Origin of the sequence: Stenotrophomonas sp. P2112 (assembly GCF_041897515.1) — a bacterium.
GTDB classification, from domain to species: Bacteria; Pseudomonadota; Gammaproteobacteria; order Xanthomonadales; family Xanthomonadaceae; genus Stenotrophomonas; species Stenotrophomonas sepilia.
Genome location: NZ_CP169216.1, coordinates 647,358 through 662,669 on the forward strand (window position 1 = coordinate 647,358; position 15,312 = coordinate 662,669).

11 protein-coding genes are annotated in these 15,312 nt (G+C 67.1%); 10 read left to right on the forward strand and 1 reads right to left on the reverse strand.

Annotated features, from left to right (window positions below; genetic code table 11):
• Position 1 precedes the first annotated feature (1 nt).
• The 4 genes from gspD (at position 2) to pncB (ending at position 5,788) form a co-directional block, all read left to right on the forward strand.
• Positions 2–2,203: a type II secretion system secretin GspD gene (gene gspD / locus ACEPA4_RS02995; RefSeq protein ID WP_065186243.1), complete on the forward strand. Its 2,202-nt coding sequence runs from the start codon at positions 2–4 to the stop codon at positions 2,201–2,203.
• Positions 2,204–2,813: 610 nt separating this feature from the next.
• Positions 2,814–3,665 (forward strand): glycosyltransferase family 2 protein, encoded by an 852-nt coding sequence (locus tag ACEPA4_RS03000; protein ID WP_065186242.1) that lies wholly within the window; start codon positions 2,814–2,816, stop codon positions 3,663–3,665.
• Entirely contained in the window at positions 3,662–4,501 is an 840-nt protein-coding gene (locus ACEPA4_RS03005; protein ID WP_065179816.1) for a glycosyltransferase family 2 protein, read from the forward strand. The genes ACEPA4_RS03000 and ACEPA4_RS03005 overlap by 4 nt, the downstream gene beginning before the upstream one ends.
• Positions 4,502–4,609: 108 nt before the next feature.
• Complete coding sequence (pncB, locus tag ACEPA4_RS03010; RefSeq protein ID WP_005415236.1) at positions 4,610–5,788, forward strand: nicotinate phosphoribosyltransferase; 1,179 nt, start codon at positions 4,610–4,612, stop codon at positions 5,786–5,788.
• A gap of 10 nt (positions 5,789–5,798) precedes the next feature.
• Here pncB and ACEPA4_RS03015 read toward each other — a convergent pair whose 3' ends face one another.
• On the reverse strand, positions 5,799–6,164 hold the full coding sequence (locus tag ACEPA4_RS03015; protein WP_049414538.1) for a hypothetical protein: 366 nt from the start codon (positions 6,162–6,164) through the stop codon (positions 5,799–5,801).
• A 459-nt stretch (positions 6,165–6,623) separates the two neighbouring features.
• On the opposite strand from ACEPA4_RS03015, the gene ACEPA4_RS03020 reads away from it, so the two are divergent.
• The 6 genes from ACEPA4_RS03020 to ACEPA4_RS03045 all read left to right on the forward strand — a co-directional run bounded on the left by ACEPA4_RS03020 (position 6,624) and on the right by ACEPA4_RS03045 (position 15,308).
• Positions 6,624–7,163, forward strand: coding sequence for a fimbrial protein (locus tag ACEPA4_RS03020; protein ID WP_005415238.1), 540 nt, complete (start codon positions 6,624–6,626; stop codon positions 7,161–7,163).
• A gap of 85 nt (positions 7,164–7,248) precedes the next feature.
• A complete protein-coding gene (locus ACEPA4_RS03025; protein WP_005415239.1) occupies positions 7,249–7,977 on the forward strand; it encodes a molecular chaperone in 729 nt (242 codons plus the stop codon).
• Positions 7,978–8,069: 92 nt separating this feature from the next.
• Entirely contained in the window at positions 8,070–10,634 is a 2,565-nt protein-coding gene (locus ACEPA4_RS03030) for a fimbria/pilus outer membrane usher protein (protein ID WP_374083044.1), read from the forward strand.
• Positions 10,625–11,659 (forward strand): fimbrial protein, encoded by a 1,035-nt coding sequence (locus ACEPA4_RS03035; RefSeq protein WP_111128421.1) that lies wholly within the window; start codon positions 10,625–10,627, stop codon positions 11,657–11,659. The genes ACEPA4_RS03030 and ACEPA4_RS03035 overlap by 10 nt, the downstream gene beginning before the upstream one ends.
• A gap of 266 nt (positions 11,660–11,925) precedes the next feature.
• A complete protein-coding gene (gene wecB / locus ACEPA4_RS03040) occupies positions 11,926–13,110 on the forward strand; it encodes a non-hydrolyzing UDP-N-acetylglucosamine 2-epimerase (RefSeq protein ID WP_164092966.1) in 1,185 nt (394 codons plus the stop codon).
• Positions 13,107–15,308, forward strand: coding sequence for a hypothetical protein (locus ACEPA4_RS03045; RefSeq protein WP_329889550.1), 2,202 nt, complete (start codon positions 13,107–13,109; stop codon positions 15,306–15,308). Before wecB ends, ACEPA4_RS03045 begins: the two co-directional genes overlap by 4 nt.
• Positions 15,309–15,312: the final 4 nt, after the last annotated feature.

A 15,312-nucleotide genomic window follows, 5' to 3' on the forward strand; every position in this document is an offset into this window, starting at 1 on the left:
CATGAACCTGCGTTTTCTTCCCTGGTCCTTTGCCCTCGCGCTGCTGGTCGGCTGCAGTACGGTGTCCGCGCCGCACGTGCAGCGCAACGGCAACCTGTCGCCCAGTGCCGATGCCGGCCAGGCAGCCGACGTCGCCGCCGATGCCGCCCGCGAGAGCCAGGGCGCACCGCAGGCGGTGATCCGCCGCGGCACCGGCACCATGATCAACCGTGAGGCCGCGCGCGCACCGGCACCGGCGCTGCATGGCGCCAGCACCGGCGAGGCCACCTTCAACTTCGAAGGCGAATCGCTGCATGCGGTGGTCAAGGCCATCCTTGGTGACATGCTTGGCCAGAACTACGTGATTGCACCGGGCGTGCAGGGCACGGTGACCCTGGCCACGCCCAAGCCGGTCTCGCCGGCGCAGGCGCTGAACCTGCTGGAGATGGTGCTGGGCTGGAACAACGCACGCATGGTCTACAGCGGTGGGCGCTACAACATCGTCGCCGCCGACCAGGCGCTGGCCGGCACGGTCGCGCCGAGCACCGCGCCGGCGGCCAGCGCACGCGGCTTCGAGGTCCGCGTGGTCCCCCTGCAGTTCATCTCGGCCACCGAGATGAAGAAGGTGCTGGAGCCGTATGCGCGCCCCAACGCCATCGTCAACGTGGACAGCGGCCGCAACGTGATCACCCTCGGTGGTACGCGCGCAGAACTGGAAAACTACCTGCGCACCGTCGAGATCTTCGACGTCGACTGGTTGTCGGGCATGTCGGTGGGCGTGTTCCCGATCCAGTCGGGCAAGGCTGAGCAGGTCGCGGCCGACCTGGAAAAGGTGTTCGGCGAAGAGAGCAAGACGCCCAGTGCTGGCATGTTCCGTTTCCTGCCGCTGGAGAACGCCAACGCCGTGCTGGTGATCACGCCGCAGGTACGCTACCTGGACCAGATCCAGCAGTGGCTGGATCGCATCGACACCGCAGGTGGCAGCGCCCGCCTGTTCTCCTACGAGCTGCGCTACATCAAGGCACGCGACCTGGCCGAGCGCCTCAGCGAGGCCTTCGCCAGCAGTGGCAACCGCGGCGGCTCCGGCCCGGCCTCGCTGGCACCGGGCGCCATCCCGTCGCAGCTGGGCGGTGACGGCGATCGTGGCATGGACAACAACAGCAGCACCCTCGGCTCGACGCTGGGCGGGAGCAGTGGCAGTAGCAGCAGCAACGGCAGCCTGAACCTGCCGCAGCGCCAGCCCGGCAACGTCAGTGTCAGCCTGGAAGTGGAGGGCGACCGCGTCGGCGTGTCGGCGGTGGAGGAGACCAACACCCTGCTGGTTCGCTCGACGCCGCAGGCCTGGCGCTCGATCCGCGAGGTGATCGAGAAGCTGGACGTGATGCCGCTGCAGGTGCACATCGAGGCACAGGTGGCCGAAGTCGCGCTGACCGGTGACCTGAAGTATGGCGTGAACTGGTTCTTCGACAACGCCGTGGCTGGTCGCGCGCTGACCGGCGCACTGGCAGGCCTGACCCTGCCGCCGGCAGCGGGCGGTTCGTGGAATACCTTCGCCGGCGGTGTCACCGGCAACGACGGCGTGGGCTGGGCGTTCACCGGCCACAACGCGGCCGCCGTGGTCAGCGCGCTGGACAAGGTCACCGACCTGCGCCTGCTGCAGACACCGTCGGTGTTCGTGCGCAACAACGCCGAGGCCACGCTCAACGTTGGCGACAAGGTGCCGATCAACACCACCACGGTGAACACCGGCGTGGGCACCAGCACCTACAGCTCGGTGCAGTACATCGACACGGGCGTGATCCTCAAGGTACGCCCGCGCGTGACCCGCGATGGCACGGTGTTCCTGGATATCGTGCAGGAGGTCAGCAGCGCCTCCGACGTGCCGGACGCCTGCAACCCGAACGAGCGCAACTGCAACCCGCGCATCTCGACCAAGAAGCTGTCCACCGAAGCGGCGGTACAGAGCGGCGACACCATCATGCTGGCGGGCCTGATCACCGACTCGGCCACCGATGGCAGCAGCGGCATTCCGGGCCTGAGCAGGATTCCGGTGGTCGGTGCGTTGTTCGGGCAGAAGACCCGCACCAGCCGTCGTTCGGAAGTGATCGTGCTGCTGACCCCGACCATCGTCCGCAACAGCCAGGAATCGCGCAACCTGACCGATGAGTACAGCAAGCGCTTCCGCGCGATGGAGCCGCTGAACCAGCCGCGCGCGAAGAAGTAAGGGGTTTACGGCCGGGCGGCGCCCGGCACCCGCAGAGGCTGAAGCTGGAGCAACGGCAACAGCAACAGCAACAGCAACAGCGGGTTTACTGAGGGATGGCGGGGCACTGTGGGTTTGCGGGGACGCCGTGAATACGTCCATGTAGGCTTGGTCGCCGCATCCATGCGGCTCACACCCCGCAAACCCACAGTGCCCCGCCTTCGACAGTTTCCTGCTGCTGTTGGTAGGTGTCGACCTTGGTCGACACGATCCACGCCATGCGTGGATGACTCTCCATCGAAATCGAATATTTCGAGATCCGAAACATCTGAGCCGAGCATGGCTCGGCTCTACAGAAGGTAGGGCCGACAGATCGCGGAAAACTGTCGAAGGCGGGGTGGGTCCGGTTGTGGGGGCGTGAGCCGCATGGATGCGGCGACCGAGCCTACAGGGACGTATTTACGGCGTCCCCCGCAACCGGACCCACCCCGCCATCCCCCCAGGAACCCAGCTTTTGCTCCGGCTGTTGCTTCGGCTCTGGCTCTGGCTCTGGCCTCTGCGGGTGCCGGGTGCAACCCGGCCGATACCCTCCCGGTGCTACGCTGTGGCCACCGACAACCACGGAGGCGGGATGGGGGCGATCGTGTTGTTGCCGCTGTGCGTGGACGATGCCGCGCTTGATCGCTGCCTGGCCGCACTGGATGCCGGCACCGCGCCGGGCACCCCGGTCTGGCTGGCCGATGACGCGCAGGCAGGGCCGCGTGCGCAGGCCGTGGTCGAGCACTGGTTGGCGCATACGCCGCTGCAGGCCGAGTACACCCGGCGCGCGCGCCCACTGGGCGAGGTTGCCCATCTGGACGAGATGCTGCGCGCCTGCGATGGCCTGGACGTGGCCGTGCTGGCGCCGGACAGCGTGCCGTCGCCCGGTTGGTTGCAGCAGTTGCAGGATGCCTTCGCCCGCGATGCCGCCATTGCCACCGCGACCCCCTGGTGCAATGCCGGCGAGACCGCGGCGTGGCCACGGCTGGGCGAGATCAATCCCGAACCCCATGACCCGGCCTTGCTGGCGCATACCTGCGCCACGTTGCCGACGCTTCACCCGGAGCTGCCATCGGCGGTCACCCACGCGGTGCTGGTACGTGGCAACGCTCGCCGCCGTGCCGGTGGCCTGGACGTGGACAGCTATGCCGGCTGGAATGCCGCGCTGGTCGACCTGAGCCTGCGCATGGCGGGCCTGGGGTGGCGCAACGTGTTGTGCGAGACCGCGTTCGTCGGCCGGGCAGGAGAGGCGGTCAGCCGCGATGGCGATCTGGAGGCCCTGGCCGCGCGCTGGCCGGCCTGGGTGCCGCGGCTGGCCGATTTCCTGATGCACGATCCACTGCACGGTCTGCGTGCCGACCTGCAGCAGCGCATGCGGCAGGCGATAATGCCGAAGGAACAGGGCGACCTGTTCGTCCCGCCCGCGCCGGAGCCTCCCGTTTGAATGCAGCCATTGCCGCCATCGTCGTCACCTACCAGAGTGGCAGCACCATCGATGCCTGCCTGTCGCGCCTGCGCCAGGCGCAGGACATCGCCGAGATCCGGGTGATCGACAATGGTTCGCTGGATGGCACGCTGGACATCGTGCAGCGGCACGCCAGCCATGACCCGCGCGTGCGCTTCGTCGGCAATCCGGACAATCCCGGCTTTGCCGCCGCCAACAACCAGGGCGTGGCCGACTCGCACAGCCCATGGCTGGCCTTCATCAACCCGGACCTGATGATTGAGCCGGACACCCTGACCGAACTGCGCAGCCGTGGTGAGGTGCTGGGCGATTGCCTGCTGGGCGTGGAGCAGGTGGACGAGCACGGCCACGCCGATGAAGCGGTGCGCCGTCGCGATCCGGATTTCCTGCTGATGCTGCGCTCGCCGGGCAAGGGTTCGAAGCTGGCGGTTCCGCGCGATCCGCACCAGGCCGTGCAGCCGGTGCCGGCGTTGTCCGGTGCGCTGCTGATGATGCCGCGTACCCTGTTCGAGCGCATCGGTGGCTGGGATGCGGGTTACCGCCTGCATGCCGAGGACCTGGATCTGTGCCGCCGCGCACGCGAGGCCGGCGCGGTGGTGGCGATCGCCAACGACCTGCAGGTTACCCATGTGCGCGGCGTCTCCAGCCGTTCGCGGCCATTCTTCGTGGAATGGCACAAGCACAGGGGGCTGTGGCGTTACTTCCAGAAGTTCGAGGCCAGGCAGCGCTCGCTGCCGGTACGCGTTGCGGTGTGGGCCGCGATCTGGGCGCATGCGGCGATGCTGGTGCCGCGCCTGCTGCGCAGGTCGTTGTAGCGCCGCAGGAGCATCCACGCATGGCGTGGATCTACCAATGCTGTTCCCCGTGAGCCGAGCGTGGCCGGAGGCACCCCGGTTCACCCTGCCGGGCGCATAATCCGCCCCATGCCTATCATCCAGTCCCTGCTCGACACCGACCTGTACAAGTTCACCATGATGCAGGCGGTGCTGCACCAGCACCCCGGCGCCCAGGTGCAGTACCGGTTCAAGTGCCGTACGCCCGGCATCGACCTGGCCCGCTACATCGACCAGATCGACGAAGAAATCGACCACCTGTGCAGCCTGCGCTTCAGTGACGCGGAGCTGGACTACATGCGTGGCCTGCGCTTCGTGAAGCCGGATTTCGCCGATTTCCTCGGCCTGTTCCACCTCGACCGCAAGTACATCCAACTGCGTGCGTCGACGGCCGTGCCCGGCGAGATCGAACTGGACATCACCGGCCCGTGGCTGCACACCATCCTGTTTGAAGTGCCGCTGCTGGCGATCATCAACGAAGTCTGGTTCCGCAACACCACCACGGCCGACTTCGCCGAAGGCGAGCGCCGCCTGCAGGCCAAGGCCGCGCTGCTGCGCGATACCCCCGGCTTCGAACAATGCCGCATCGCCGACTATGGCAGCCGTCGCCGCTACTCGCGTGACTGGCATGCCCGGCTGCTGCCGCTGCTGCGCGACGCGCTCGGCCCGCAGCTGGTCGGCACCAGCAACGTCCACTTCGCGCGCCTGTACGGCATGACCCCGCACGGCACCATGGCCCACGAGTACCTGCAGGCGTTCCAGGCGCTCGGCCCGCGCCTGCGTGATTCGCAGGTGGCGGCACTGGAATCCTGGGCGCGCGAGTACCGCGGCGACCTCGGCATCGCGTTGTCCGATGTGGTCGGCCTGGACGCGTTCCTGCGCGACTTCGACATGTATTTCTGCAAGCTGTTCGACGGTGTGCGCCATGACTCAGGCGATCCGTTCGACTGGGGTGACCGCATGCTGGCGCACTTCCAGCAGCGCCGGGTCGATCCGCGCAGCAAGGTGCTGGTGTTCAGCGATGGGCTCGACATCGCCAAGGTCATGCGCCTGTACGACTACTTCCGCGGTCGCTGCCAGGTCGCGTTCGGTGTCGGCACCCACCTGACCAATGACCTGGGCCCGACACCGCTCAACATCGTCATCAAGATGGTCCGCTGCAACGGCCAGCCGGTGGCCAAGCTCAGCGATTCGCCGGGCAAGAGCATGTGCGACGACCCGGGCTACCTGGCCTACCTGCGCCAGGTCTTCGAGCTGCCGCCGGCGTAAATACGTCGGCTTACAGGTAGTCGACCACCACCAGGTAGGCGCCCTGCAGCGGCTGCTGCTTCGAAGCCTGCACGCTGTAACGCTCGGAGAAGGCGATATCGCCGGCGCGCATCGCGCTGGCCGACACCGACAGCTTCTGGCCCTGGCGCTTGCCATCGCGCAGCGTCGCGGCCTGGCCATCGGCCAGTGCCGTCACTTCCACCGTCGAGCCCTTGGCCGACGGCGGGCAGGCCGCCAGGCTCAGCTCACCCTGGGACAGGTTCGTCGTGCAGCCCGGCTCGGCGATGCGGCCGCTGAAACGGATGCTGCCGCTGCTGGCCTGGGCCAGCGCACTGACGGACATCAGGGCCACACACAGCAGAATGGAATTCCTCATGACACGTTCTCTGGTTCGGTGTGTCCTAGTTAGCGACAGGTTCGATCCGCCTTTAATAGGACAAATCCGAATCTGCTAGGGCCATCACCAAGAAAGAGTGATGCGCATCAAATAAGGCGATTTCCGGCTGAAAAAGGCCTGTTTCCGCGCCTGCCGAACGCGCCTCTCAACGCGTCATCCACGGTCGGCCGCGACCTGGCGGCCCCGTCGTCAAATCTTTCACGCCTCCCAGGCGCAGATTCCGCCTATCACGTCACATTTAGAGCGTCAATGAATTGGCGTTCAGAAAAATAATGAGACTTTCATCACATTTGTGCATATACTTGCGTCACGGATTCAGGGGAAGGTATGTCCGAGTCCGGCCACAGGTGAGACGCAAGGATGGGTCTTGTTAGCCCGGCAGTGCTCCTTGCTTCCTCCTCTACTTCTCATCTCTTCAGTAGGGTTAGGTAAAAGCGAATGCACAAGATCAACCTCATTGCCGCTCTGATGCTGGCCGCCGCTCCGCTGGCCGCCAACGCCGCCGACGGCACCATCACCTTCAATGGCAAGGTGACCGACAAGACCTGCACCATCTCGACCCCGGGCGGCAAGGACTTCGCCGTGACCCTGCCGACCGTGTCGAAGAACACCCTGGCTACCGCCGGTGCCGTTGCGGGCCGTACCCCGTTCGCCATCAACCTGACCAAGTGCAGCGCCGGCAACGTCGCCACCTACTTCGAGCCGGGTTCGACCGTCGACTTCAACAGCGGCCGCCTGGTCAACCAGGCCTCGGCCAACGCTGCCACCAACGTGCAGCTGCAGCTGCTGGGCTCGAACAACCAGTTCCTCCCGATCAAGGCGGCTGGCGCTGGCCTGGCCCAGACCAACTCGCAGTGGGTCACCGTCGGCACCGACGGCTCGGCCGACCTGAACTACTACGCTGAGTACTACGCCACTGCCGCCGCCACCCCGGGCGACGTCACCAGCAGCGTCAAGTACACGATCATCTACAACTGATCGTAGCCGTACCCGCATTGGCCGGCGTACGCGCCGGCCAGTGCTCCGCGGCCCTTGGCCACACCCCTCGAGCGTAGTACTTCCGATGAAAGCACTCTTTCCCCGGGCGCTGCTGCTGGCAGCGTTCACGCTGCCCCTCTGCCAGAACGCACTGGCCGGCGTGGTGGTCAATGGCACGCGGGTGATCTACCCGGCACAGGCGCGCGAAGTCACCGTGCAGGTCGACAACGTGGGCGACTCGCCCGCACTGGTCCAGGCCTGGATCGACAGTGGCGACGCCAACCAGACCGCCGATACCAGCGATGCTCCGTTCGTGCTGACGCCGCCGATCGCGCGCGTCGAGCCGGGCCGCAGCCAGGCGCTGCGCCTGATCTTCTCCGGCGCGCAGCTGCCGACCGATCGCGAGACGGTGTTCTGGCTCAATGTGCTGGACGTACCGCCGTCGCCGGACAACGCCGACAGTGGTGACCAGAATTACCTGCAGGTTGCGTTCCGTTCGCGCCTGAAGCTTTTCTACCGGCCGCAGGGCCTGAAGGGCGTCGCCAACGACGCACCGGCAGCGCTGCGCTGGACCCGCAATGGCGACCGCCTGCGGGTGGAAAACCCGAGCCCCTTCCACGTCACTCTGGCCGAAGTGCATGCCGTGACCGGCAGCAGCGAAAAGGCCGTCGAGGACAAGGGCGCGATGGTCGCGCCGAAGCAGAGCCTGGAGTTCGCCGCGCCGGCGGGCACCAACCAGGTGCGCTTCATCACCATCAACGATTACGGCGGCCGGGTCGAGCACACCGTCCGCCTCGACAGCACCGGGAGCTGAACGCGCCGCGCCGGCCAAGGGCCTGCGCATCCCGCCACCGCCGCCGTGCGGCGAATTGAAGGAATGTCAGTGTGATCGGAAACAGATTGACATTGTCGATCCATCAGGCGCTTTGCCTGCTGGTTGCTGGCGTGGCCTGCCCAGGATGGGCGCTGGCTGCACCGGCCAATCTCGGCGAACAGGCGCTGATGGCGCAGAGTGGTGCGGCCAACGCGCGTGCACCGGAATCGGCCCAGTTCAATTCGAGCTTCCTGTCCGGCCAGGCCAAGCAGGTCGACCTGGCTGCCTTCAGCAACGGCAACCCGATGGTGGCCGGCAGTTACCGTGTCGATGTCTACGTCAACGGTGCCTGGCAGGGCCGTCGTGACCTGCAGTTCAAGGCCGATGCACAGGGCCGTGTCGACGCCTGCCTGCCGCTGCCGATGCTGGAAGAAATGGGCGTGGACAGCGAGGCCGTGCTGCTGCAGCAGGACCCGACGCTGCCGACCGACACGACCAGCTGCGTGCCGGTGCAGCAGCGCATGGCCAACGCCTATGGTGTCTACGACAGCGGCAACCTGCGCTACGACCTCAGCATCCCGCAGGTGTTCCTGCGCCGTGAGGCACGCGGCTACGTCAACCCGGCGCTGTGGGACCGCGGCATCAATGCCGGTTTCGTCGGCTACAGCTTCAATGCCATCGACAGCAACAGCCGTGTCGAAGGTGGCCAGCGCAACCGCAGTGCCTATCTCGGCCTCAATGCCGGCCTGAACCTGGGTGGCTGGCAGTTCCGCCACGACTCCAACCTGACCTGGTCCGAGGGTGACGGCCGCCATTGGCAGAGCATCGCCACCTACGCACAGCGCGGCATCCCGCAGGTGCGCGGCATGCTCACCATCGGTGAGGCCTACACCACCGGCGAGCTGTTCGACTCGATCGGCTACCGCGGTGCCAGCCTGGCCAGCGACGATCGCATGCTGCCCGATTCGCTGCGCGGTTACGCGCCGGTGGTGCGCGGCATCGCCGAGACCAACGCACGCATCGAAGTGCGCCAGAACCAGCAGCTGATCTACTCCTCCACCGTTTCGCCGGGCAACTTCGTCATCGATGACCTGTACCCGACCGGCTACGGCGGAGACCTGGAAGTGAGCGTGATCGAGGCCGATGGCCGCCGCCGCGAATTCAAGGTGCCGTTCGGCTCGGTGCCGCAGATGCTGCGCGAAGGCGTGTCGCGTTACTCGCTGACCGCCGGCCAAGTGCGCAACAAGCTGCTGGCCGACGAACCCTGGCTGGTGCAGGGCACCTACCAGCGCGGCATCGGCAACCAGCTGACCCTGTACGGCGGCAGCGCGCTGAGCGATGGCTACCTGTCGCTGCTGTACGGTGTCGGCCTGTCCACGCGGGTCGGTGCCTTCGCGGCAGACGTCACCCATGCACGCACCTCGTTCGACCACTACGGCAGCCACACCGGCGCCAGCGTGCGCTTGAGCTACAGCAACATGATCGGTGAGACCGGCACCAACCTGACCCTGGCCGCCTACCGTTACTCGACCGAAGGTTTCTACAGCCTGCAGGACGCGCTGTATGGCCGTGACTCGGACAAGCGCGGCATCGATCCGACCACCCGTGGTCGCCAGCGCAGCCAGTTCCAGGTGACCTTGAACCAGCCGCTGGGCCGTCGTGGCGGTGCGCTGTACGTGACCGGTTCGGTGCGTGACTTCTATGACCGCTCCGGCACCTCCAAGCAGTACCAGGTGGGCTACAACAACGCCTGGCGTTCGGTGAACTACGGCTTCTCGGCGCTGCGCACCGAAGAAGGCGTGCTCGGCCGTTCCGACACCCAGTACCTGCTGTCGATGAGCGTGCCGCTGGGCCGTGGTACCCACCCGGTGTCGTTCAGTGCCGATCTGGGCGTGCGCGACCGCGGTGGCTACGACAACAGCCGCGTCGGCATCACCGGTTCGGCCGGCGTCGACAACAACTTCAGCTACGGCGTGGCCCTGTCCGATTCCCGCGAGGGTGGCACCACGGCGGTCGGCAATGCCGAATACCGCAGCCGCTACTCCGCGTTGAATGCCACCTACAGCCACTCGCGTGATTTCCGCCAGGCCTCCGTCGGTGCCAACGGCAGCGTGGTGGTGCATCCGGGCGGCTTCACTTTCACCCCGCAGCGTGGCGACACCATGGTGCTGGTCGAGGCACCGGGCGCGCGCGATGCGATCGTCAGCAACGCCCCGGGCCTGCGCGTCGATGGCCGCGGCTACGCCGTGGTGCCGTACGTGTCGCCGTACCGCCTCAACACCGTCACCCTCGATCCGCAGGGCATGGCCCACGACGTCGAGCTGGAAAGCACCAGCCAGTCGATCGCACCGTTCGCCGGTGCCATCAGCTACCTGCGCTTCGATACCCGCAAGGGCAACGCGTTGCTGATCCAGGTACGCAACCCGGATGGCCGCAGCATGCCGTTCGGTGCACAGGTCAAGGATGAGCAGGGCCAGCCGGTCGGCATGGTCAGCCAGGGCGGCCGCCTGTACGTGCGCAGTGAAAACAACCAGGGCCGCCTGCTGGTGGAGTGGGGCGCCGGTGCCGACCAGCGCTGCACCATCGATTACCAGGTTCCGGCGGGCGCCGATGCGTCCAAGACCGGCTTCATTCCGCTGGAGGCAGCATGCCGATGATTTCTTCCCGTGGCCGCAAGGCGCTGACGGCCCTTGTACTGCTGGGTGGCGCACTGCTGGCACAGCAGGCCAGCGCGTCGTGCCGCATCCAGTCCAGCTGGTTCACCGCGCAGGACGTGACCATGGACATGGGCCAGATCGTGATCCTGCCCAGCACGCCGGTCGGTGGCGTGATCAAGGAGATCAGCGAACCGATCAACCAGCAGAACAGCGTGGCACGCTGCGACTGGTCCGGTGGCCGTTCCATCGGCGAGTACGTCAACGCCGCGCAGAAGCGTCCGGTGGCCGGCTTCTCGAACGTCTATGAAACCGATGTGGCGGGCGTGGGCATCCGCCTGTACCGCGACTCCGGCGCGATCCAGACCTACTATCCGCACACCATCAACTTCGCCAGCAACAGCACCATCTCGCTGGTCGGAGGCACGTTCCGCATCCAGCTGATCAAGACTGCGGCACAGACAGGCTCGGGCGTGATCGCGCCGAACGGCCGCTTCACCACGTACTACTTCGACGGTGATGGCCCCGGTCGCCCGGTGTTGACCTCCACCTTCAAGGGCTCGGGCACCACCGTGGTCAGCCCGACCTGCGAAGTGCAGGCCGGCAGCCGCAACATCGCCGTCGACTTCGGCAGCGTGCCCAACACCACCTTCACCGGTGTCGGTTCGCGCGCGGTCGATCGTGATTTCGAGATCCGCCTGAACTGCCAGGGCAGCAATGTTGCCGCCTACCAGAGCAAGATCGGCATCCGCCTCGATGCCGACCAGGACAGCTCGAACATGCCGGGTGTGCTGAAGCTCAGCGCAGCCAGCAACAGCGCCACCCGCATCGGCATCCAGATGGTCCAGCGCGTTGGCACCACCGAGCGCGAAGTGCGCTTCGGCCAGACCATCAACGTCGGCACCACCGCGCCGGGGACCAGCGTCATGGCGCTGCCGCTGCGCGCGCGCTATGTGCAGACCCAGGCCGGTACGGTGGGTGCGGGTGTCGCGAACGGCCAGGCCACCTTCACCATCCAGTACGAGTAAGGCCGCCCGGGCGGCTGTCCCTGCTGCGTTCCGCCGCAACGTCGCCCGTCCCACGGGCGGCGTTGACTGCGTGTTGATCTTCCAACGATGAAGATCAGTGCCACGACGCACGTACCATCAATCTAATGTGATGGACGTCGCGAATTTGGAGTTTCCTCATGAGGTGACCGTCTCCTGCCTGCGGGCATTGGGCGGGAACGCCGAAAGGATCCAGACGTGGCTACAGCTACTGGCATTCTCCAGTACGGTCCTTCCGGAGCACCCCGGTGAAGGTCCTGTCGGTGTTCGGCACCCGACCGGAAGCGATCAAGATGGGGCCGCTGGTGCGCGCCCTGGCCGAGGCTGCGGACATCGAATCGGTGGTCTGCATCACCGGCCAGCACCGGGCGATGCTCGACCAGGTGATGTCGCTGTTCGAGATCACCGCCGACCATGACCTGGATGTCATGGTGCCCAACCAGACCCTCAATGGCCTGTGCTCCAGGCTGTTCGAGCGGCTTGACGTGCTCTACACGCAGGTCCGCCCGGATCGCGTGCTGGTGCACGGCGATACCACCACGGCGATGACCGCCGCCCTGGCCGCGTTCCACCACCGCATTCCGATCGGCCATGTCGAGGCCGGCCTGCGCACCGGCGACATCAACCGGCCATGGCCGGAGGAGATGAACCGGCGGGTGATCGACGTGGTCGGTCATCAGCTGTATGCACCCACTCCCGGCTCGCGCGCCAACCTGGCTCGTGAGCATCTGGGCGGTCAGATCCTGGTCACCGGCAACACCGTCATCGATGCCCTGCAGCAGACCGTGCAGCGCCTGGATGTCGATCCGGCACTGCGTGCCCAGGCTGACGAACCCTTCCACATGCTCGCCCCCGGGCGCCGCCTGCTGCTGGTCACCGGCCATCGCCGCGAGAGCTTCGGCCAGGGCTTCGAGGACATCTGCCGTGCGCTGGCCGAACTGGCCCAGCGGCCGGATCTGCAGGTGCTGTACCCGGTGCACCTCAATCCGAACGTGCAGGCACCGGTCAACGCACACCTGGGCAACCTCGACAACGTGCACCTGGTGCCGCCGCAGGACTACCTGCGCTTCGTGCGCCTGATGCAGCGCGCCGACGTCATCCTCACCGACTCCGGTGGCGTGCAGGAAGAAGCGCCGGCATTGGCCAAGCCGGTGCTGGTGATGCGCGACGTCACCGAGCGCCCGGAGGCGGTCGAGGCCGGTGTGGTGACGCTGGTCGGGACCACGCCCCCGCGCATCGTCGAGGGGGTCAATGCGGCCCTGGCACAGCCACCGCAGCCGACCCGTTTCGACCCCGATGGCAGTCCCTATGGCGACGGCCGCGCCAGCGCCCGCATCGTCGCCGCCTTGCGTGGCGCCCCGCTTCCCGAATTCTCGCCCGGTCTCCGCAGCGGCGGTGCCGCCTACCACCCTCTCCATGAAGTGACGCCATGAGCCACACCGGCCGCTGTCCCCTGTTTGTTTCCGCCGCCGCGTTCGTCCTGTCGTGCGCGGTTGGCAGTGCCCACGCCGCCGACAGCGTCGCCGGCCAGTTCGCAGAATGGAGCGGCGACAGCACGGTGAGCCGGCAGATGACGCTGCGCGAACTCGGCTTCCGCCAACCGCTGGTACTCAGTGGGCAGGAGAGCCAGCGCGAGGTCTACCTGCCGGTGCCGGCCGGCGTTGCCACCCGCGATGCGCAGCTGCAGCTCGATGGGCGCTATGTGCGTGGCCACGCCGGGCGCACTTCAGGCCTGTGGTCGGTGGATGGCGATCCGGTCGCCGCGCGTTCGATCACCGATGCCCAGGGCGATGCCAGCCAGCTGCTGGCCATCGATGGCGAACCCCGCCAGAACGGCTTCGTGCGGGTCGGTGTCGGCTGGTGGTCGATCGTGTCCGACTATCAATGTGCCGACCAGAGCGCGCCGGCCAATGTGCTGCGGTTGTCGCCGGATTCGCGCTTCAGCTACCGCTTCGATGGGCGTGCCGTGGATACCGTCGCCAAGGCCTGGGGCGCGCTGCCACCGCGGGTGCGCCTGCTGGTGGAGGGCAAGGCGCTGCAGGCGCCAACCTATGATGCCGCCTGGCGCATTGGTACCGCGTTGCAGGCCGGCGGCAAGCAGGTGCAGGTGGTGGCGCTGCCCAAGGTCGGCGACAGCGTCGACCTGGCCGGCATCAGCGTCCCGGCCAGCCTGCAGGGCGTGCCGGCCTATGCAGCGCTGGCTACGGGCGAACGCGTGCACGCGATCAAGGATCTGGCCGAAGTGGGGGCGCTGCTGTCGTTGCGTGACAGCGGGCCGCTTGCCGCCGATGTGATGATCGGCAGCGAGGCATTGCGCGCCGGCGTACGCGCGGCGCTGGATGCGCTGGCCGCACAGGTCGGCGCGGCGGGCACCGATGCGGGCGCAGCGTTTGCTGCGTGGCGCGGTACTGACATGAGCGGCCTGGAGAAGCCCGCCGCCAACGCTTCGGTCAGCGTGGTGGCCGTTGCGGGCCGTCCGACGCTGGTGGTCGACCCGGCGGCAGCGGGCAAGGTGGCCGGACTGTTCGCCGAACAGTGGCGCAGCTATGCGCTGGGCCGCAGCCTGCAGGTCAGCGCAGCAGGAACGCCCAAACTGGACGGTGACCAGGTACTGCTGAGCCGGCTCGGAAACATCGCCGGAACCATGGATGTGGTGACCCGCGCCGACCGCAGCGCCAGCTTCGATCTGGGCACGCTGTCGGCCGATGGCCGCCTGCCCGAGCAAGTGGTGATCGATGTCTCGGCGGCCCCCAATGCGGCGGGTCAGGGCGCGGTGGCCACGATCTACCTCAACGACTACCTGCTGGGCGGCAAGGTGCTGTCGGCCAACGGCCAACCGCAACGGCTGGTGGCCAAGGTACCGGCCTACGCGCTGTCGGCGCGCAACGAGATCCGTGTCAGCTTCCTGCGCCAACCGGCACGCCCCTACTGCCACGATCCGGCGACCGGCTATCCAGTCTCGATCCTGCCCAGCAGCCACCTGACCCTGGCCAGGCGCTCGCTGGGCAGTGATTTCGTCGGTGCCAGCAGCCAGCTGTCACGCGGCAACCAGGTGTTCGTGCCCGGCGCCTGGCTGCAGGATGCACCGGCCTCGCTGGGCAAGGTCATCGCGGTGGCCAGTGCAGTGGGCGCCTCGCCGGAGGCGTCGGAACTGAAGGTGGTCGATGCCGGTGCCGCGGTCAGCCCGGGCGCGCCATGGCTGGCCTTCGGCGTTGCACCGGCCGGTGTCGATGTGGCCGGCCAGAAGGACGGCCACCTGCGGGTCGGTGGCACGTCGCAACCGCTGCTGGATGTCAGCGGCCTGGATCACGCCGCGGTGGTGCAGGTGGGATCGTCCGGCGGCCAGTTGGGCGTTCTCTACAGCGACCTCGGTGCACAGGCACCGTCGTTCAGCGCACCGTTCCGGTTGCTGCGCGGCGATCTTGCCGTGCTTGACGGCACTGACGTCGTGCGCGAATTCGACCGCAAGGATCCCTATGGCACGCGCCTCGCGCACGATGGCAATCCGCAATCGAAGTGGGAACGGCACATGGTCTGGTTGCTGCTGCTGGTCGGCGTGATCGTATTCGCGCTGCTGGCCGCCCGCGTCACCCAGGTGCGCCGCCGCAAGTCCGCCAACGCAGGACATTGATCCA